This is a genomic window from Microbacterium sp. STN6 (assembly GCF_026410545.1).
Lineage (GTDB): Bacteria > Actinomycetota > Actinomycetes > Actinomycetales > Microbacteriaceae > Root112D2.
In genome coordinates this window covers 19,569-38,358 of the sequence record NZ_JAPMIT010000004.1, presented here as the reverse complement: position 1 = coordinate 38,358, position 18,790 = coordinate 19,569, and the positions used below count along the sequence as shown (strand labels likewise).

Sequence of the window (18,790 nt, the reverse complement as noted above, 5' to 3'; positions counted from 1 at the left end):
TGGCGGAAGCGCCCGAGGTTCAGTGAGCCTCGGGCGCTTCTTTGTCGTCACCGGGCGGCGGCAGGGTGCACAGATGTTCGGCCACAAGACCGGCAATCAGCAGGATGACGGCCGCCGCCGTCGCCCCCACCGCGAGCCCGATCACATCGCCGCCTGGCAGCATCCGCCGGCTCACCATGTACGCGAGAACGCCGACGCCGGCCCCGCCGAGGATCGCACCAGCCAGACTCGACGCCTTCGCGAGCACGGCCACTCGCATGGCCTGGAACGGGTCGATGCGCCGCTTCGTGTGCCCGTGCACCGCACGGTAGATGGGAATCGCGAACGCGACCACGATGATCGCGATGGCCACGAGCGTCACCGGCAGCGTGAGCGGCGGCACCAGCATGGGCAGGCTGCTCGCGACGAGCGCCACTTCAAGCAGGAACCCGGCCACGGCACCGGCGAGGGCCAGGCCGAGCAGCGGGGTCGCGTGCGTGCGCTTCATCGACCGCTCACCTCGCCTGCCTCACGAACGTCGGCAGCGGCGGCGGCGCTGCCTGCTCCGCCTTCCTCACGAACCTCGCGCACCAGCCGATCCCAGCTCTCCGACACGTACGGCGCAACCTCGTCGGTCGCCGCAGCACGCAGGGCGCCGACGGTGCCGCGTCCGGGCACGGCTGCTTGCGGCGCCACCTCGAGCCAGGGCGCGAGCACGAACGCACGCTCGGCCGCGCGCGGGTGCGGCAGCGTCAGCTGCCCATCCGCCTGAATGCGTCCGTCGTAGTCGATCACGTCGATGTCGAGCGTGCGGTCGCCCCAGCGCTCCTCGCGCGTGCGCCCGTGCGCCGCCTCGATCGCATTGGCGATGCCGAGCAGGGCGAGCGGGTCGAGCACGGTCTCCACGAGCGCCACTGCGTTCAGGTACGCGGGCGCGCTGCGGTCTACCCCGTCGAGCTTGATGGCCGGCGTCTCGACCAGGTGCGAGAGCGCCACGACACGGATGCCGCCGGCAGCCCCCAGCGCCGCCACAGCCGAGCGCAGCGTCGCCTCGCGGTCGCCGAGGTTGCTGCCGAGGGCGAGCACCGCGGATCCCCGCGGTCGCAGCCGCTCGGGCCGCGGCGGCCGTGGGGCGGCCGTCACGCGAGCTCCCCTTGGGCGCCGGGCGCGGCATCCGTTGCCCTGGCCTGTGCGGCGAAGCCGACGACGCGGGCACCCGGGCGCCGTTCACGGGCCCGTTCGATGGTCACGGCAACATCGCCGAAGGGCACCTCGATGGGCGCGTCGGGCTTGTGCACGGTCACGCGCACGGCGTCGGCGGCCTCGTGAGCGAGCACGACGTGCGCCACACGCTCGGCGACCGTTTCGATGAGGTCGACGGGGTCCCGGCGCACGGCATCGGCGACCTGCTCGGCCAACTCACCGTAGTGAATGGTCGCGGCGACGTCGTCGCTCGACGCCGGGGCGGCGAGGTCGAGCCAGACGGTCACGTCGATAACGAATTCCTGCCCGGCCTCGCGCTCGAAGTCGTACACGCCGTGGTGGGCGTGCACGCGCAGGCCGGTGAGCGTGATGCTGTCCCCGCCTGCCATCGCGCGCCCCGGCCGGGTGCCCTGTTCTGCCTCGTTCATGCGTCTCCGCCTCCCTCTCCAGCGTGCCATGCCTCGACCACGTCGAGTGCGAGCCGGGTCGCTGCCACGTTGTGCACACGCACCGCCCAGGCGCCGGCCCGTGCGGCGAGCGCACTCACGACCGCGGTCGGCGCGTCCCTCGCGGCCATGGGGGCGTCGGCCGGCAGAAGCGCGCCCAGGAACCGCTTGCGCGACGCCCCGACGAGCACGGGGAACCCGTGCCCGACGAACGCGTCGAGGTGGCCGAGCACCCGCCAGTTGTGCTCGGCGTTCTTCGCGAAGCCGAGGCCGGGGTCGAGAATCAGCTTGCCGGGCTCGAGCCCCTGGCCGAGCAGGGTGTCGACGCGGGCGAACAACTCGTCGCGCACCTCGGCGGCCGCATCCGCGTAGACGGCCTGGTGGTTCATGGTGATCGACTGGCCCCGCCAGTGCATGACCACGAACGGCAGCCCGCTCTCGATCACGGCGGCGGCCATGGCGGGGTCGGCGAGGCCGCCCGAGACGTCGTTGAGTATCGCCGCGCCCGAGGTGGCGACGGCCCTCGCGGTCTCGGCGTGCATGGTGTCGACACTCACACGGATGCCGCGATCGGCCAGCTCTCGTACAACCGGAAGAACCCGTCGCTGCTCCTGGGCCGCACCCACCCGCACCGCTCCGGGCCTCGTGGACTCGCCGCCGACATCGATGATGTCGGCGCCCTCGGCGACGAGTTCGAGCGCGTGCGCGATGGCCGCATCCGTCTGGGCATAGCGGCCGCCGTCGCTGAACGAGTCGGGGGTCACGTTGACCACGCCCATGATCAGGGTGCGGCCGTCGCCGAAGCCCGGAACGCCACTAGAACTCGGAACGCCGGCGCCCTGGTCGCCGCTGCCGCCATCGGCTCCCGCGTCGGGCTCGCCGCTGCCGCCCTCGTTCACCGCTCGCTCCCGCCCGAGCTCATGAGAGCCATGATCTCGGCGCGTGCCGCGGGGTCGGTGAGGTCACCCCGGCTCGCGACGGTCACGGTGGAGCTGCCGGTCTGGCGGGAGCCGCGGGCGACGACGCAGCCATGCACCGCGTCGAGCACCACGAGAACGCCGCGGGCGCCGAGCCCATGCTGCAGCGTGTCGGCGATCTCTTCGGTGAGGCGCTCCTGCAGCTGCGGGCGCGCGGCGAGCGTCTCGACCACGCGGGCGAGACGGCCGAGGCCGACCACCCGCTCCCCCGGCAGGTATGCGACGTGCGCGGTGCCGAGGAACGGCAGCAGGTGGTGCTCGCACACGGAACGGAACGCGATGCCGCGCACGACGACCGCCTCGGTGTCGTGCTCGCCGGCGGGCACGCTGTCGCTCAGCAGGGCGAGCGGATCGCGCCCCAGCCCGTCGAAGAACTCCGCGTACGCGTCAGCGACGCGCTCCGGCGTGCTCGCCAGGCCGGGGCGGCTCGGGTCTTCGCCGATGGCAAGCAGGAGCTCGCTCACCGCGCGCTGGATGCGTTCCCGATCGACTCCGCCCACGGGCGCCACCGTGACGGCTCTGCCTACGCCGTTGCCGGGCGGGCCTTGGGCGCGCGGGCGCGCTTCGGCTTCGATGGCGGCTCGGAATCGATGCCGCCGTCTGTCGCTCCGGGGTCGACCGGCGCGCTCTCGCGCGGGATCGAGATGGGCGGCACGTTCGAGATGGGCCGGTTGTCACTGGAGAGCCACTGCGGCCGCTCCGGCAGCTTGGTGATGTCCTTGAAGATGTCGGCGATCTGGTTGTGGTCGAGCGTTTCCTTCTCGATCAACTGCCCGGCGAGCCGGTCCAGGATCTCGCGGTTCTCGTTGAGCACCTGCCACGCCTCATCGTGCGCCTTCTCGATGAGCGCCCGCACCTCGGCGTCGACGCGCTCGGCGATCTGCTCGGAGTAGTCGCGCTGGTGCCCCATGTCACGGCCGAGGAACATCTCACCGGACGACTGGCCGAGCTTCACGGCGCCAACGTCGGCACTCATGCCGTACTCGGTGACCATCTTGCGCGCGATGCCCGTGGCCTTCTCGATGTCGTTCGAGGCACCCGTGGTCGGGTCGTGGAACACGATCTCCTCGGCGACGCGGCCGCCCATGGCGTAGGCCAGCTGGTCGAGCAGCTCGTTTCGGGTGATGGAGTACTTGTCTTCCAGCGGCAGCACCATCGTGTAGCCGAGCGCCCGGCCTCGCGGCAGAATCGTGATCTTCGTGACCGGGTCGGTGTGGCGCATCGCGGCTGCGGCGAGGGCGTGGCCGCCCTCGTGGTACGCGGTGATGAGCTTCTCCTTGTCCTTCATCACGCGCGTGCGCTTCTGCGGGCCGGCGACAACGCGGTCGACGGCCTCGTCGAGCGCCCGGTTGTCGATGAGTTGGGCGTTCGAGCGCGCCGTCAGCAGCGCCGCCTCGTTCAGCACGTTCGCCAGGTCGGCACCCGTGAACCCCGGGGTCTTGCGGGCGAGCACGTCGAGGTCGACGCTCTTCGCGAGCGGCTTGCCCCGCCCGTGCACCTCGAGAATCTTCTTGCGGCCAAGCAGGTCAGGCGCGTCGACGCCGATCTGCCGGTCGAAGCGGCCGGGGCGCAGCAGCGCCGGGTCGAGGATGTCGGGGCGGTTCGTCGCCGCGATCAGAATGACGTTGGTTTTGACGTCGAAGCCGTCCATCTCAACGAGAAGCTGGTTGAGCGTCTGCTCGCGCTCGTCGTGGCCGCCGCCCATGCCGGCACCGCGGTGGCGGCCGACGGCGTCGATCTCGTCGACGAAGATGATGGCGGGGGCGTTCTCTTTCGCCTGCTGGAACAGGTCGCGAACGCGGCTCGCGCCGACACCCACGAACATCTCGACGAAGTCAGAACCCGAGATGGAGTAGAAGGGAACGCCGGCCTCGCCCGCGACGGCACGCGCGAGCAGCGTCTTACCGGTTCCGGGAGGGCCGTAGAGCAGCACACCCTTGGGGATGCGCGCGCCGACCGCCTGGAACTTCGCCGGCTCTTTGAGGAACTCCTTGATCTCCTGCAGCTCCTCGACGGCCTCGTCGGCCCCCGCGACATCCTCAAACGTGACCTTGGGCGTCTCCTTCGAGACGAGCTTGGCCTTGGACTTGCCGAACTGCATGACCTTGTTGCCGCCACCCTGCATGCTCGACAGGATGAACCAGAAGATCAGGCCGAAGATGGCCACGGGAATGAGGAACCCGAGCATCGAGAGCAGCCAGCTCTGCTGCGGCACCTCGTCGTTGAAGCCGCCGGGAAGGTCAGCGTTGTCGATCGCCTTCACGATGTCGGCGCCGCGCGGCTGCACGTAGTTGAACTGAACCTGCTTGCCGTCCTTCTTGTCGGCATGCGTAAGCGTGAGGTCGACCCGCTGGTCGCCATCGATGACCTTCGCGCTCTGCACCTGACCGCTCTTCAGGTACTCGAGACCCTTCTCGGTCGAGATGTCCTTGAAGCCAGACATGGTGATCAGGCTGGAGCCGATCCACACCGCGATCAGGGCCAGCGCGATATAGAGGATCGGACCGCGGAAGATCTTCTTGAGGTTCATGGTGCTGTAAGGTTATCGCCCTCCCGCTGGGCGAGAACTGCGTGTTCGCCAAGAGGCGAATTGCGAACGAGGCGGATTGAGGAGCGTGCGAAGCACGCGTCTCGAAATCGCAGCCAGCTGGGTTTTGAGACGCGCTCCGCGCTCCTCAACCCACAGACGTCAGTGCTCGTACACCTTGGGGGCGAGAACGCCGATTCCGCGTAGGTTGCGGTACCGCTCGTCGTAGTCGAGGCCGTACCCGACAACGAACTTGTTCGGGATCTCGAAGCCCACATACTTCACGTCGATCGAGACGCGGGCGGCATCCGGTTTGCGAAGCAGTGTGCAGATTTCGACGGATGCCGGTCCGCGCGAATTCAGGTTGGCGAGAAGCCATGAGAGCGTCAGCCCGGAGTCGATGATGTCCTCGACGATAAGCACGCGCCGACCGGTGAGGTCGGCGTCGAGATCTTTGAGGATGCGCACCACTCCGCTCGACGCCGTGCCGCTGCCGTACGAGCTGACCGCCATCCAGTCCATGGTCACGGGGATGCGCAACTCACGAGACAGGTCGGCCATGACCATGACCGCGCCCTTCAGCACGCCCACGAGCAGAACGTCGTCGCCCGCATAATCTCGCTCGATCTCGCGAGCAAGTTCCGCGAGTCTCGCCCGGATCTCCTCCTCGCTGATCAGCAGTTCGGTCAGGTCCTCCTGTGCGTCGGAGAGTTCCATGTCGGCGGGTTCGATCCTTCTGTTTCGCGTCGTCAGGTGGTTCGTCGTCAGGCCCGCGTGAAGATCAGGCGGCTCCCCTGCCTGACCACTCTAACGCCTGGCAGATCGAGCGCGCCCTGCCCGTGCCAGTCGGTCACGAGGCGCAGGGCGGCGAGGGTGTGACTGCGGTGCAGCGACACCCCGAACTCGCTGTGCACCACATAGCGGATGATGCGACCCCTCAACGCCGCCGGGTTCGCCGCGAGCGCCCCAACCAACACCGCGATGCCCGCCTCGGCAGGCTCACAGATGTCCTCGATCGTCTCGACGATCATGGCGTCGAGCGCCTCGGAATCCTCGCGCAGCTGCTCGGCGGTGCGGGCGAGAGCGTCGGCGATGCCGGGGCCGAGCTCGCGTTCGAGCGTCGGCAGCACGCTCTCGCGCACCCGCACGCGCGCGAACGCGTGGTTGCTGTTGTGCGGGTCCTCCCAGGGCTCAAGCCCGCAGTCGCGGCAGAATGCCCGGGTCGTCTCACGGCGGATGCCGAGCAGCGGGCGCACATACGGCCCGTTCTGCGGTGCCATGCCCGACAGACTGGTCGCGCCCGATCCGCGGGCCAGCCCGAGCAGAACCGTCTCGGCCTGGTCGTCGAGGGTGTGAGCGAGCAGGATGCGCGAGGCGCCCGTCTGCGCGAGCGCCTCGCGGAACGCCCCGTACCGCGCGTCGCGCGCCGCCGCCTCCGGCCCACCCCCGCCGCCGCCGCGGGTTGAGGAGGGCGCACCAGCGCCCGTCTCGAAACCCCCACCCCTTGTGCGGGTTGAGGAGGGCGCACCAGCGCCCGTCTCGAAACCCCCACCCCTTGTGCGGGTTGAGGAGGGCGCACCAGCGCCCGTCTCGAAACCCCGATCACCTGCGCAGGTTGAGGAGGGCGCACCAGCGCCCGTCTCGAAACCCCCACCGACGGTCACCGTCTTCACCATCACGGGATCAAGCCCGAGCGCACGCGCCTGGGCTGCGGCGGCGGCGGCGACATCCGCTGAATTGGGCTGGAGCCCGTGGTCGACGATGATCGCTCCGGCCCGCAGCCCCGCGCGCGGCGCCTCGAAAGCGGTCGCCGCGGCGAGCGCGAGCGAATCCGCGCCGCCGCTCAGCCCGACGAGCACAAGTTCGGAATCGGCGCTGCCTGCCCTGACGCTGTCGGCCTCGAGCACCGAGCGCACGGCGCGGCGCACGTCGGCGATCGCCGGCGTCAGACGGGGGCGGCGCGTGGCACCGTGCTCAGAGGCCATGCCGCAACGCTATTACGTCAGCTTCCTCACGGCACTACTCGCTGCGTCGGGCCGAATCGCGGGTCCCAGCGCCCACTACGCGCAATCTGCCCCGAACCCCAGTCTCCGCCGCGCACTCCTCACGGCACTACTCGCTGCGTCGGGCCGAATCGCGGGTTCCCGCGCTCACCACCCGCGATCTGCCCCGAGCCATGACCATGACGCGCGGCACGAGCGCTGCAGCACACGGGTAGATTTGTCGCGAGAACTTTCACGCGAGGAGAAGAGTCATGGCAGAGTACGACGTCGTCGTAGAGATCCCCAAGGGCAGCCGCAACAAGTACGAGGTTGACCATGAGACCGGTCGCGTGTACCTCGACCGCGTGCTCTTCACGAGCTTCGTGTACCCCGTCGACTACGGCTACTTCGAGAACACGCTCGGCCTCGACGGCGATCCGGTCGACGCCCTCGTGCTGCTCGAGTACCCGCTCTTCCCGGGCGTCGGCGTGAAGGTGCGCCCCGTGGGCGTGCTCAACATGAGCGACGAGGCGGGCAGCGACGCGAAGGTCGTCGTTGTACCCCACAAGGACCCGCGCTGGCAGCACATCCAGGACGTCGACGACGTGCCAGAGCAGACGCGCAAGGAGATCGAGCACTTCTTCGCCCGCTACAAGGACCTCGAGCCGAACAAGTGGGTCAAGATCGAGGGCTGGGGCAACGCGGCCGAAGCCGAAGAGATCGTGCAGGCCGGCCTGAAGAAGCTGGCCGAAGAGGGCCACTGAGCGGCACGCTCATCGGCAGCCTTTGGCGCGGACCGCGCAAACTCCGCCGAAAACGAGTGTTCGCGACGAGATAGGGCGGTCGACCTCTCACTCTCGTCGCGAACACCCACACTCGGTGGCGCGGCGAGCTGAACCGGAGCCGGCCGCTCCCGGCGCGGAGCGGCTCAGCCGGTGGGGCGGCCCACAACCCCCATGAGGTCGCCGCCGTAGCCCCACACGGGCTGGATCTTCACCACGTCACCGGCCTTCGGCGCCGCGATCATCATTCCGCCACCCAGGTAGATGGCGATGTGGTACGCCCCGCCGCCACTGCTCCAGAACAAGAGGTCGCCGCGCTGCCGCTGCGAGTACGGCACGAGCCGGCCCTGCCGTTGCATCGTCGCGTACTGGCTGGGCACATAGTGCCCGCCGATGTTCACCCCCGCGTAGCGGTACGCCATCATGGTGAGCCCCGAGCAGTCCCAGACCGAAGGGCCCTCGCCTCCGAGCACGTACGGTTCGCCGAGCTGCTGTTCCGCGTACCAGATCGCGCGCTCCACCTGGCTGCCGTTCGGAGCCGACGGAGCCGACGGCGCCGCCGACCCTCCGCCCCCGCCGTGATTCGCCGCCGCGGCAGCCGCAGCAGCCGCAGCCTCGGCCTGGCGTCGCCTCTCGGCGGCAGCAGCAGCAGCCGCAGCGGCCGCAGCCTTGCGCTCGGCCTCGCCCTTCAGGTACCCGGCCTCGACCTCGACCGACGTGTTCTTCAGCGTCGCCAGCTGCGAGATGAGCTCCGTCGACTTCTCCTGCTCGGTGGCGACCGCGGCGCGAGAGGCGGCCTCGGCGGCATGCGCCTTCTCAAGGGCAGCGGATGCGGCATCCGCTCTCTGCTGCCTCTCCTTCTGGGCCGCCTCGGCCTGCGCGGTCAGCGACTCGGCGTTGTTGCGGTCGCTCTCGGCCTCGGCGTAGATGCGCTGGGACTGCTGCGTCAGCTTGCTCATGGTGCCCAGCTGGTACAGCAGGTTGTCGGCGGACTTGCCCTCGCCCCCCTTGATGAGCAGGTCGACCGAGAGGTTCTGCCCCCCGCTGCGCGCCAGGTGCGAGGCGAGCAGGCCCGCACGCATCTGTGACGTCTTCGCCTTCTCGGCCGCGGCCTGCGCCTGCTTCTCGAGGTCGGCGGCCTTCTGCGTGGCTGATTCCAGCGCGGCCTTGGCCTCGAGGTACGCCTCGTCGGCCATCATCGACTGGCGGCCCGCCTCGTCGGCTGCCTTCTGCAGCCCCTCGATCAGCGTGGTGATCTGCGAGATCATGGCCTGCTGCTTGGCGACGTTTGCCTTCGCCTGCTGAACGTCGTTCCACGACGGGTAGTCGGTTGCGTACGCGGGGGCCGCGATGCCGAAGGATGCGGTGACGGCGCCGATGACGCCGACACCGACCGCGCTCACCGCCGCCCGCCGCGAGCCGTGCCGTCGAGTCTTCTCAGCCAAGTGGTGCTCCTCGTGCTCTCATGAAGGTGATCGGGTTGACCTTCGATCCGTTGACGCGCACCTCGAAGTGCAGGTGCGGGCCGGTCGAGTGCCCCTGCGAGCCGACGCGGGCGATGGCCTCACCCGCGACGACTCGCTGGCCGATACCGACGAAGATCTGGTTGCGTTCCATGTGCCCGTAGGCGGTGACGATGCCGCCGCCGTGGTTGATCAGAATGAGGTTGCCGTAGCCCGAGGCCGGGCCCGCATATGAGACGACGCCCGCAGCCGCGGCGTAGATGCCGGCGTGGTAGCCGGCGCCGATGTCCACACCGAGGTGATAGCTCGAGCAGCCGTAGCAGGGTGCGGGGCGGGCGCCGTAGCTGCCGGTGATCGGGCCGCGCGCGGGGATCGCCCAGCCCTGCGAGCCGACCCAGCCGCCCGGAAGTCCCGCGCCGCCTGCCGCCGCTGCCGCCGCTGCGGCCGCGGCCGCGCGGGCGGCCACGCCGGCCTGGTACCCGGCAACCGTCGTCGCGGTCTTGTCGGTGAGCGCCGCCAGCTGCGCCTGCAGCACCACCTGCTGCTTCTGCTGCTCGGCGAGCTTGTCCTGCGCCGCCTTCGCGGCGGCGGCAGCAGCTTCGAGCGCCTTCTGCGCGGCCACCCGCAGCGTCTCGCGCTCGGTCTTGGCAACGGCAGCCTGCGCGCTGAGCGCGTCCGCGGAGTTGCGGGCGGTGACGGCCGTCTTGTAGACGCCACTCGAGTGCTCGACGAGTTTCGTCATGCTGCCCAGGTCCGAGAGCAACTGGTCAGGCTTCTTCGATTTCGTGCCGGGCCCGGCACTCAGGAAGATGTTCATCGTGAGGTTTGCGCCGCCGGTGCGGTACAGCTGGGCAGCGAGCCTGCCAGCCTGAGCGGTGGCGGCATCCGCTTCTGCTCGGCTCTTGTCTGCCTGGGTCTGCAGGTCGTTCGCACGGATATCGGCCTTGTCGAAGGCGTCCTGCGCGGCGCTCAGCTCGTCGCCGCGCTTGACGGCCTCGGCCTGTGTCTGCGCGACCTCGGCATTGAGGTTGGCGATGAGCGCGTTGATCTTGGAGACCTCCGCGGAGGCCGCGGCCTGGTTGGACTTGGCGTTCTGAACGTCCTGCCAGGAGGGGTAGTCGGTGGCCCACGCGGGCTCGGCCACGAGACCGACGGTCGCGAGCGCGATGACGGTGGCAATGGCCATGCCGAGGCGGCCTCGCGCCCGAGCACGCCCTGTGGTCGGTTCAGTGCGTTTCATTGTTCCTCGAACCCGTCTGCTCGTGACCCCCCACAGGTCACACCAGTCACACGGATACCGTTGTCAACGGCGTTAACAGTAGCAACAGGGGGCTCGCGGTCCCTCCGGTTGCCCCGAACTGGGGGTTCCGTGGCGCGGCGACGCGGTTCGACCGCCGCGGCACGAATCTAACCCGCGGATGCCGGGATACGGCGCCCATCCGCCGCCCGTCGCGGAATCGCCGCTCGCGCGTGGTCGCTCCCGGCCGCCCGTGGTCGCTGCTGCCCGGCTCGTGCGTGGCCGCTGCCGGCCGCCCCGTGCGTGGTCGCTCCCGCGCCCACCACAGCTCGCCCTGTCCCCCTCCGAGATCGCTGAGAGGCCAAATATCGCCCTCAAATCCAAGAATGAGGGCACTTTTTGGCCACTCGCGTGTGGCCGAAGACGGGGCGAGCGCGGAAGCGCCAGAGCGAGGCCGCTCGGTTTGGCAATTCACGTGGGCGCATCGTATGCTTGTGCGTCGGTAGTCATGCAGGTCTTGGCCCGCCAGGCCCCATCGTTTAGCGGCCTAGGACGCCGCCCTTTCACGGCGGTAGCACGGGTTCGAATCCCGTTGGGGTCACCGAATAATTGAATATACTGGTTCAACACTCTTGGCCCTGTAGCGCAGTTGGTTAGCGCGCCGCCCTGTCACGGCGGAGGTCGCCGGTTCAAGTCCGGTCAGGGTCGCCACGGTTTGAAGGCCTTCCGAGAGGGAGGCCTTTTTACCGAGATGGGTCAGTTTGCGCTGACCCTCCAGGTCGGTTCGCCGGCCGCACGGCTCTGTAGCTCAGTTGGTAGAGCGTTCGACTGAAAATCGAAAGGTCACCGGATCGACGCCGGTCGGAGCCACCACGTACATCCAGCACGGATCACACACTCGCGTCCGACCTCGCTAACGGAGGCGGGCAATCAGGTCCGAAACGCCAAAGGCTCGGTCGGGCCTCAGCGAGCGTCCACCGGCAGCCAGACGCGCATGGTCGACGGGCCGCGGTTCGCCCAGTGGAAGTAGGGGATGAGGTCGACTTCGTCGACCTGCGCGCGTGTACCAGCACGGCCAGCCGTTGCAGATGCAGGAGCGCCATACGGCCACTCCTCACCCACTGGCGGCAGTCCCCGCCCCAGCCGCACCCGCGCACCCGACGGCGTCGTCTCAATCCCGGCGGCGATGTCGACGCTCAGGCCGTTAACGCTGCGGCCGCCCGGCAGGTCGGTCGACTCCATCGCGAGAACCAGGGGGCCGCGCTCGATGGCGACCGTTCCGCGCACCGCGTCGACGCGCGGGTCGGGGGTCGTGATGCGTGCCGCCATCGGCAGTTCCAGCGTGATCCTGTCTCCGGCGGCGAAGCGCCTGCGCACCAGCGCCGTGCTCGCGCGGCCCGAGGCTGGCAGCGACCCGGGAACCGGTAGCGGCGCCTCATCGTTCACCCGCACCGACGCGGCACCCGCCGCCCAGCCAGGCACCCGCAGCGCGAGACCGACCTCCGCGTCCGGCGCTTCGTCGACTGTCACCGCGACGCGCCCCTCGAACGGATACCCGGATGCGACGCGCACGCCCAGCGTGCCGGCCTCCAGCTCGGTGCGCACCTCGTAGTCACCGTATTGGTGAAGCTGCACAGCATCCGCTGTCGCTGTTGCGAAGTACAGGCCGACGCTCGCGAGCGTTCTCGCCACGTTCGTCGGGCAGCAGGACACCTCGAACCAGGGCGCGCGCATGCTCGACTCCGCCCGTTGGCTGAGCGCGTCGTCGTCGGGAGCCGTTCCCGCCGTGCGCTGGTGCAGCGTGTTCGCATAGTAGAAGGCGCGGCCGTCTTCCCGCGGCGACGCGAGAACGTTGTTGAGCAGGGTGCGTTCGATCAGGTCGGCATAGCGGCTCTCGCCCGTCTCGAGCAGCAGCCGCCAGCTCAGCATGACCGAGCCGATGCCGGCGCACGTCTCCGAATACGCGCGGTCGGGCGGCAGCTCGTAGTCGTCGCCGAACGCCTCGTCCTGGTGGTGCGACCCCATGCCGCCCGTGATGTAGGTGCGGCGGTGAACCGTGTTGGCCCACTGCCTTCGAACAGCGGATGCGAGCTGCGCGTCGCCCGTCTCGACGGCCACATCCAGCGCCCCCGACGCCAGGTACAGCGCCCGCACCGCGTGGCCGCGCAGCACGCTCGCCTCGCGCACGGGCATGTCGTCGAGGAAGTACTCGTGCCCGTGCTGGATGGTGGTGCGAAGCATGCCTCGCCCTCGCCTCTCGACGAAGAGGCGGGCCAGCTCGAGGTACCTGGGCTCGCCGGTCGCCCTCGCGAACTCGGCGAGCGCCGGCTCGATCTCGGGGTGCCCGCACACGGCGTCCCGGCCGTGCGGCCCGAACTCGCGATACACGTGGTCGGCAAGCCGGCGCGCGACGCCGACCAGCCGGTCGTCATGCCCCGTGCGAAGCCGCGCCACCGCCGCCTGAATGAGGTGGCCGAAGCAGTACAGCTCGTGCCCCCACTCCAGGTTCGTATACCGCGCCGGCTGCCCGTGACGACCGAAGCTCGTGTGCAGGTAGCCGTCGTCCTCCTGGGCGGCCGCCACGCGAGCCACCAGCGCCTGGTACCGGCGCTCGAGCGCGGCATCGCTCCGCCGCCCCAGCTCCCAGGCCATCGCCTCAAGCAGCTTGTAGATCTCAGAGTCGACGAACTCGATGCCCGCGTGGCGCCCCACGATGCTGCCGTCAGCCGCGTGGTCGAAGTTGGCGATCCAGCCGATGCGCTCCATCCAGCTCTCGCAGTGCCCGAGAATCGTCGACGCGTTGAGCTCCTGCCGCTCACCCCAGAAGCCGCCCGTGATGCGGATCTCGTCTGGTCCGAGCGGCCGCAGGGCCGAGCGCGAGGGCGAGACCGGTCCGCCGAGCGACGAGAGGTGCCCGGCGTGCCTGGCGTGCCCGGCGCGCACGGCGCGTTCGACGCGCTCAGCCCGCTCAGCGCGCTCAGCCCGCTCAGCCGGCAAGGGGCACCTCGGCACCTTCGCGCACATAGACGGGGATGCGCGACAGCGGCGCATCCGCCGTCACAACCCGGCCGCCATCGACGACCGTGCCGTCGAACGCGTCGACCCAGCGGCACCCACTCGGCAGGTACACCTCGCGCGAGCGCTGGCCCGCCCGCATGATCGGCGCCACGAGAATGTCGGGCCCGAAAAGGAACTGATCCTCGACGGCCCACGCACGCGCATCGCTCGGGAAGTCGACGAACAGCGGCCGCATGGGGGGCAGACCGGCCGCAGACGCCAGGTGCATCTGCTGGTGGATGTATGGGCGCATCCGCTCTCTCAGGTGCAGCAGCTCGGAAATGATGCCGTATGCCTCGTCGCCGTACGACCACACCTCGTTGGGCCCTCCGGTCTGCGAGTAGCCGGTGGGCGTGCGCGGCTCCCTGTCGCCGTGAAGGCGGAAAAGCGGGCAGAAGACGCCGTACTGGAACCAGCGGATCATGAGCTCCTGGTACGCCGGATCGCTCGCGTTGCCGCCGTGGAACCCGCCGATGTCGGTGGTCCACCACGGAATGCCCGAGATCGCCACGTTGAGGCCGGCCCGAACCTGCTGCTCGAGCGACCGCCAGGTGGCGGGGATGTCGCCAGACCAGACGGCCGCACCGTACTTCTGGGCGCCGGCCCACGCCGAACGGCACAGCAGCACGGTCGGCGGCTGCCCGGCTGCGGCCATGCCCTCAGCGAAGAGCCGCGCGTTGGCCGACGGGTAGATGTTCGCCACCTCGGCACCCGGCCCGGCGTAGAACGTCATATTCGACGGATGCGCGGGGTTCAGCTCGGGCTCGGAGGCGTCGAGCCAGAACACGCGGATGCCGTGCTCCAGGTAGTTGCGCCGCACAAGCTCCCACACGTACTCGCGCGTCTCCGGGTTCGTCGGGTCGTAGAACGCCAGGGGCATGGGCGTGGTCATGCCCTTGTCCTGAATGGTCTGCTGGAACTCCACCCCCTGGTCGGCGCCGACAAGCAGGCCGCGATCCCGGTAGTCGGCGAAGTTCTCTGACAGCGGCGAGATGGTGGGCCAGATCGAGACCATGAGTTCGACGCCGAGCTCGCGCAGCTCGCGGACCATGCCGGCCGGGTCCGGCCACTCGGCCGCATCGAAGCGGTAGTCGCCCATCGCCGACCAGTGGAAGTAGTCCGAGACGATCACGGACAGGGGCAGTCCCCGTCGCTTGTGCTCGCGGGCGACCGACATCAGCTCCTCCTGGTCGCGGTAGCGCAGCTTGCTCTGCCAGAATCCGCTGGCCCACTCGGGAAGCTCGGGAGAGTGCCCGGTCGCGTCGGCGTAGCGCGCGAGAATGCCGGCGGGGCTGGGCGCGGCGGTGATCCAGTAGTCGATCTCGCGCGCCTGAGGCGCCTGCCACCGGGTGGCGTTCGAGGCGAACTCGACGCGGCCGACGGCCGGCACGTTCCACAGCATCCCATAGCCTCTGCTCGAGAGAACGAAGGGAATGTTCACCTCACCATTGCGCTGAACCAGGTCGAGCGAGAGCCCCTTGATGTCGAGCCGCCCGTGCGTGCGCTGGCCGAGCCCGTACAGTTTCTCGCCCTCGTACGCCTCGAACTGCTGATGGATCTCGTACGCCCCCGAACGATTGCCGAGGAACACGCGAGCTCCGGGCATCCAGAAATGCTCGCGGCTCTCGGCCAGCAACTCGTCGCCCGTGCTCGTGCGCGTGAAGCGCAGCTGCGGCTCGGGGTAGGCGAGCGCGGTGTCGAAGAGAACGGTGACGGTCAGCTCGCCGTTGACGACCGTGGCACGGTTCGGCTCGAGCTGCACCGCGGCTCTCGAGCCACCGGGGGCGACGGCATCCAGCGCCCCGACGCTCTCGGTCGGCAGCCGGTACTGCGCCGCCCGAACGCGCACGCTGTCGGCGCCCCACACCTCGATTCGCAGAACCTCGTGCCGGTGCCGCACCTCGAGTGCGTTGTCGAACTCCTGAAATGTCACCACGTGCAGACGTCTCCCGTCATGAGCTGAAGCTGAACTGAAAATATGCAGAGCGGATGCGCGTGGCCGCCCTCAATCCTTGACGGCGCCCGCCGTCACCCCTGCCGCGACGTAGCGCTGAGCCAGTACGAGCAGCACCGCCGCGGGAATGGAGGCGACGACGGCCGTGGCCATGATCGAGTTCCACTCCTGGTTGTTGTTGCCGATGTAGGCGTAGATGCCGAGCGTGATCGGCTTCGAGGAGCCGCCGCTGTCGAGGGTGGAGGCGAAGATGAAGTCGGACCATGCCCAGAGGAACGCGAACAGCGACACCGTCACGATCGAATTGCGACTCACGGGCATCACGACCGAGCGGAACGTTCGCCACGAGCCGGCGCCGTCGATCTTCGCCGCCTGCATCAGCTCGTTCGGGATTCCGGACATGAACGCCGTGAAGATCAGCACGCCGAACGGCACGGCGATGGTCGAGTCGGCGAGGATCAGCCCGGGGATCGTGTTGAGGATGCCGAGGTTCAGGTAGATGGCGTAGAAGCCCATCGCCATGATGATGCCGGGGATCATCTGCGCGATCAGCAGGATGAAGTTCAGCGCGCCGCGTCCGCGCGGTCGCAGCTTGGCGAGCGAGTATGCGGCGGGCGCCGCCAGCGCCACCGTCAGCACGACCGTTCCGAGCCCGACCACGAGGCTCGTCGCGAGGAACGGCAGCTGCTGGCTCAGCACGGCCTGATAGCCCTCGAACGTGGCGTTGACCGGGAACCATGCCGGGGGCGACTTGCGCATCTGCGTCGCGGGGGTCAGCGAGACGTTGATCATCCAGTAGACGGGGAAGAGCATGGCGGCCGTCAGCACGATGCCGATCGCCGTCTTCCACCAGGGTCGTTTGCCGTTCATGTCAGGTCTTGCTTTCGCTGCGTGCGGATATAGATGAGCCCGAAGATGAGAGCCAGGATGATCAGCAGGTTGCCCACGGCCGCGGCCGGGCTGAAGTCGGGCAGCACCGAGCCGAAGCCGAGCTGGTACGACCAGGTGGCGAAGGTGGTCGACGAGTTGGCGGGGCCGCCGCGCGTCATGATCCAGATGATGTCGAAGACCTTGAGCGTGTAGACGAGGCCGAGCAGGATCGTGATGGCCGAGACGGGCCGCAGCAGCGGGAAGGTGACGCGCCAGAATTTCTGCCATCCGTTCGCCCCATCGAGCGCGGCAGCCTCGTAGATGTCACCCGAGATGTTCTGCAGGCCGCTGTACAGAATGACGAGGTTGAAGGGGATGCCGATCCAGATGTTCGCGATGATGACCGAGGTCAGCGCCCATTGCGGCGAGGTGAGCCAGTTGACCTGGCCGACGCCGAACGCCTCGAGCACCGAGTTGACGACGCCGGACTCGCTGTTGAGCATCCACGACCAGGTGGAGGCCGAGACGATGAGGGGCAGCAGCCAGGGCACCAGGAACAGGGCACGAAGCGTCGCCGAGAGGCGGAAGTTCTGGAAGAAGAACACGGCGAGCGCCATGCCGAGGCCGAACTGGAACACGATGGAGATCACCGTGAAGAGCGCGGTGTGCAGCAGCGCCGGCCCGAAGGTGGGGTTCTGGAACACCTTCACGTAGTTGTCGAACCACACGAACGGGGCGTTGCCCTCGACGAAGGCGCGAACCGTGTAGTCCTTGAGACTGAGCTCGAGGTTTCGGTAGAGCGGATACGCGTAGAACGCGACCATGTAGATGACGACGGGCGCGAGGAACGCCCACGCCGCCCACTGGCCCGACCGTCTGCGCCGGGGCCTGCTCCCGCGGCCGGGTGAGGCGGATCGCGCCGCCCCACCCGTTCCGCGCACAGACCGCGTGCCGGCTGCCTGTGTCACTGCCATGTCAACCTCGTCGTTGTTGCGTTACTCGTCGTTGTTGCGTCGTTGCCGTGCTACTTGAGAGCGGCCGCTGCTGCGGTCTGTGCTTCTTTGAGCGCATCCTCTGGCGACTTCGTGCCGCTCAGCGCATTCTGCACCGCGCCCCACAGCTGCTGCGAGATCTTCGGATACTTCGTGCCCAGGTTGTCGCTCGTGCGACCCTTCGCCGCGGCGACGGCCTTGACCCAGGGGCCGAGCTCGGGGTTCTGCTCGACCTGCTGCTTCTGCGCCGCCTCGGTCGGGGCGATGTAGGAGAGCGTGTTGTCGGTCTTCACGAAGTTCGCGGTGCTGGTGAGGCACTTGGCGATCTTGGCCGACGTGGCGTACCGGGCGGTGTCCTTCTGCACCGGAATGGTCATGAACTCGCCGCCGGTGGGCACCGGAGCATTCGGCCCGCTCGCACCCGGGATGTTGAGAATGCCGTAGTCGATGCCGGCCTTCTTCACGTTGCCCAGCTGCCACGTGCCGTTCTCACCGAACGCGAAGTCGCCCGTGGCGAACTCCTGCCAGCTGGTCGTCTGGGTGTTGTTGATCACCGAGTTGGGCGCGTAGCCCTTCTGCACCCAGTCGGTCCAGAGCGCCAGAGCGGAGACGGCCTTGCTCGAATCGAGCTTCATCAGGTCGGCCCCAGATCCCCAGAACCAGGGCAGGAACTGGAAGCTGCCCTCCTCGGTGCCGATGGCGCTGAAGGTGATGCCCTTCTTGCCCGCGGCCTTCACCTTGGCCAGGGCCGCGGTCAGCGAGTCCCAGTCGGTGATCGAGGCGACATCCACGCCGGCTGCGCTGAGCACGGCCTTGTTGTAGTAGAGCGCCAGCGTGTTCGCGCCGATCGGCACACCGTATGTCTTGCCGTCGACGATTCCCGCGTTGATGATGTTCTTCTGGATGCCGGTGGTGTCGAGCTTCGACTCCTCGGTCGTCGTCAGGATCCCGGCATCCGCCAGAGTGGAGACCACGGGGTTGTCGACGAGAAGCAGGTCGGGAGAGTTGTGCTGCTGTCCGGCGAGCAGCGCCTTGTTGGTGAGGTCGGTCGTGTCGTACCCCGTGCGTTTGATCGTGACACCGGCATCCGAACCGCACTGGTCGATGAGCTTCGCCCAGTCGCTTGATGCGTCGAACTGCGGGTACGGATCCCAGAACGTGTAGCTTCCGCCCGAACTGCTGCTGTCGCCGCCACTACCGCCGGACGACGAACAGCCGGCGAGGCTGGCGACGACCGCGGCGGTGACGACTGCCGCGCCGATGAGACGGCCCTTCCTAACTCGCGTGATCACAGTATTCCTCCTTGAATCAGTGCTGAATG

16 protein-coding genes and 3 tRNA genes are annotated in these 18,790 nt (G+C 68.7%); 4 read left to right on the top strand and 15 right to left on the bottom strand.

The window, feature by feature from the left end:
- Positions 1-19 precede the first annotated feature (19 nt).
- From OSC27_RS12350 to tilS, 8 genes are all read right to left on the bottom strand, one after another.
- A complete protein-coding gene (locus tag OSC27_RS12350; RefSeq protein WP_267181775.1) occupies positions 20-487 on the bottom strand; it encodes a DUF3180 domain-containing protein in 468 nt (155 codons plus the stop codon).
- Positions 484-1,122: a 2-amino-4-hydroxy-6-hydroxymethyldihydropteridine diphosphokinase gene (gene folK / locus OSC27_RS12345; RefSeq protein ID WP_267181774.1), complete on the bottom strand. Its 639-nt coding sequence runs from the start codon at positions 1,120-1,122 to the stop codon at positions 484-486. The genes OSC27_RS12350 and folK overlap by 4 nt, the downstream gene beginning before the upstream one ends.
- Positions 1,119-1,610 carry a dihydroneopterin aldolase gene (gene folB, locus OSC27_RS12340; RefSeq protein ID WP_323374108.1) on the bottom strand — a complete coding sequence of 164 codons (492 nt, stop codon included), beginning with the start codon at positions 1,608-1,610 and terminating at the stop codon, positions 1,119-1,121. Before folB ends, folK begins: the two co-directional genes overlap by 4 nt.
- Positions 1,607-2,407 (bottom strand): dihydropteroate synthase, encoded by an 801-nt coding sequence (folP, locus tag OSC27_RS12335; RefSeq protein WP_267182171.1) that lies wholly within the window; start codon positions 2,405-2,407, stop codon positions 1,607-1,609. Before folP ends, folB begins: the two co-directional genes overlap by 4 nt.
- A 116-nt stretch (positions 2,408-2,523) precedes the next feature.
- Positions 2,524-3,105, bottom strand: a complete 582-nt coding sequence (folE, locus tag OSC27_RS12330) for a GTP cyclohydrolase I FolE (RefSeq protein ID WP_267181773.1) — start codon at positions 3,103-3,105, stop codon at positions 2,524-2,526.
- A gap of 23 nt (positions 3,106-3,128) precedes the next feature.
- Entirely contained in the window at positions 3,129-5,135 is a 2,007-nt protein-coding gene (gene ftsH, locus OSC27_RS12325; RefSeq protein WP_267181772.1) for an ATP-dependent zinc metalloprotease FtsH, read from the bottom strand.
- A gap of 159 nt (positions 5,136-5,294) precedes the next feature.
- Positions 5,295-5,849 (bottom strand): hypoxanthine phosphoribosyltransferase, encoded by a 555-nt coding sequence (gene hpt, locus OSC27_RS12320; protein ID WP_267181771.1) that lies wholly within the window; start codon positions 5,847-5,849, stop codon positions 5,295-5,297.
- A 47-nt stretch (positions 5,850-5,896) separates the two neighbouring features.
- On the bottom strand, positions 5,897-7,117 hold the full coding sequence (gene tilS / locus OSC27_RS12315; protein ID WP_267181770.1) for a tRNA lysidine(34) synthetase TilS: 1,221 nt from the start codon (positions 7,115-7,117) through the stop codon (positions 5,897-5,899).
- Positions 7,118-7,386: 269 nt separating this feature from the next.
- Here tilS and ppa point away from each other — a divergent pair, with 269 nt between their 5' ends.
- Positions 7,387-7,878 carry an inorganic diphosphatase gene (ppa, locus tag OSC27_RS12310; protein WP_267181769.1) on the top strand — a complete coding sequence of 164 codons (492 nt, stop codon included), beginning with the start codon at positions 7,387-7,389 and terminating at the stop codon, positions 7,876-7,878.
- 164 nt (positions 7,879-8,042) lie between these two features.
- Here ppa and OSC27_RS12305 read toward each other — a convergent pair whose 3' ends face one another.
- Positions 8,043-9,341: a C40 family peptidase gene (locus OSC27_RS12305; RefSeq protein WP_267181768.1), complete on the bottom strand. Its 1,299-nt coding sequence runs from the start codon at positions 9,339-9,341 to the stop codon at positions 8,043-8,045.
- Positions 9,334-10,599, bottom strand: coding sequence for a peptidoglycan DD-metalloendopeptidase family protein (locus OSC27_RS12300; RefSeq protein WP_267181767.1), 1,266 nt, complete (start codon positions 10,597-10,599; stop codon positions 9,334-9,336). The genes OSC27_RS12305 and OSC27_RS12300 overlap by 8 nt, the downstream gene beginning before the upstream one ends.
- 525 nt (positions 10,600-11,124) lie before the next feature.
- Here OSC27_RS12300 and OSC27_RS12295 point away from each other — a divergent pair.
- The 3 genes from OSC27_RS12295 (at position 11,125) to OSC27_RS12285 (ending at position 11,469) form a co-directional block, all read left to right on the top strand.
- Positions 11,125-11,197: transfer RNA gene (locus OSC27_RS12295), tRNA-Glu, on the top strand.
- Between the two features lie 33 nt (positions 11,198-11,230).
- Positions 11,231-11,307: transfer RNA gene (locus OSC27_RS12290), tRNA-Asp, on the top strand.
- Positions 11,308-11,393: 86 nt separating this feature from the next.
- Positions 11,394-11,469: transfer RNA gene (locus OSC27_RS12285), tRNA-Phe, on the top strand.
- Between the two features lie 90 nt (positions 11,470-11,559).
- Here OSC27_RS12285 and OSC27_RS12280 read toward each other — a convergent pair.
- The 5 genes from OSC27_RS12280 to OSC27_RS12260 all read right to left on the bottom strand — a co-directional run bounded on the left by OSC27_RS12280 (position 11,560) and on the right by OSC27_RS12260 (position 18,761).
- Complete coding sequence (locus tag OSC27_RS12280) at positions 11,560-13,593, bottom strand: glycoside hydrolase family 127 protein (RefSeq protein ID WP_323374106.1); 2,034 nt, start codon at positions 13,591-13,593, stop codon at positions 11,560-11,562.
- Positions 13,583-15,589 carry a TIM-barrel domain-containing protein gene (locus tag OSC27_RS12275; protein ID WP_267181766.1) on the bottom strand — a complete coding sequence of 669 codons (2,007 nt, stop codon included), beginning with the start codon at positions 15,587-15,589 and terminating at the stop codon, positions 13,583-13,585. Before OSC27_RS12275 ends, OSC27_RS12280 begins: the two co-directional genes overlap by 11 nt.
- Before the next feature lie 69 nt (positions 15,590-15,658).
- On the bottom strand, positions 15,659-16,477 hold the full coding sequence (locus OSC27_RS12270; protein WP_267181765.1) for a carbohydrate ABC transporter permease: 819 nt from the start codon (positions 16,475-16,477) through the stop codon (positions 15,659-15,661).
- The gene (locus OSC27_RS12265) at positions 16,474-17,451 is read right to left on the bottom strand and encodes a carbohydrate ABC transporter permease (protein ID WP_267181764.1); all 978 of its coding nucleotides are present in this window, start codon (positions 17,449-17,451) and stop codon (positions 16,474-16,476) included. The genes OSC27_RS12270 and OSC27_RS12265 overlap by 4 nt, the downstream gene beginning before the upstream one ends.
- Positions 17,452-17,501: 50 nt before the next feature.
- Complete coding sequence (locus OSC27_RS12260) at positions 17,502-18,761, bottom strand: sugar ABC transporter substrate-binding protein (protein ID WP_267181763.1); 1,260 nt, start codon at positions 18,759-18,761, stop codon at positions 17,502-17,504.
- Positions 18,762-18,790 lie beyond the last annotated feature (29 nt).

Excerpts from the sequence above, each read along its gene's own strand:
- OSC27_RS12350 (WP_267181775.1), bottom strand. The coding sequence starts at position 487 with ATGAAGCGCACGCACGCGACCCCGCTGCTCGGCCTGGCCCTCGCCGGT.
- folB (WP_323374108.1), bottom strand. The coding sequence starts at position 1,610 with ATGAACGAGGCAGAACAGGGCACCCGGCCGGGGCGCGCGATGGCAGGC.
- folP (WP_267182171.1), bottom strand. The coding sequence starts at position 2,407 with ATGGGCGTGGTCAACGTGACCCCCGACTCGTTCAGCGACGGCGGCCGC.
- ftsH (WP_267181772.1), bottom strand. The coding sequence starts at position 5,135 with ATGAACCTCAAGAAGATCTTCCGCGGTCCGATCCTCTATATCGCGCTG.
- hpt (WP_267181771.1), bottom strand. The coding sequence starts at position 5,849 with ATGGAACTCTCCGACGCACAGGAGGACCTGACCGAACTGCTGATCAGC.
- tilS (WP_267181770.1), bottom strand. The coding sequence starts at position 7,117 with ATGGCCTCTGAGCACGGTGCCACGCGCCGCCCCCGTCTGACGCCGGCG.
- ppa (WP_267181769.1), top strand. The coding sequence starts at position 7,387 with ATGGCAGAGTACGACGTCGTCGTAGAGATCCCCAAGGGCAGCCGCAAC.
- OSC27_RS12300 (WP_267181767.1), bottom strand. The coding sequence starts at position 10,599 with ATGAAACGCACTGAACCGACCACAGGGCGTGCTCGGGCGCGAGGCCGC.
- OSC27_RS12270 (WP_267181765.1), bottom strand. The coding sequence starts at position 16,477 with ATGAACGGCAAACGACCCTGGTGGAAGACGGCGATCGGCATCGTGCTG.
- OSC27_RS12265 (WP_267181764.1), bottom strand. The coding sequence starts at position 17,451 with ATGGCAGTGACACAGGCAGCCGGCACGCGGTCTGTGCGCGGAACGGGT.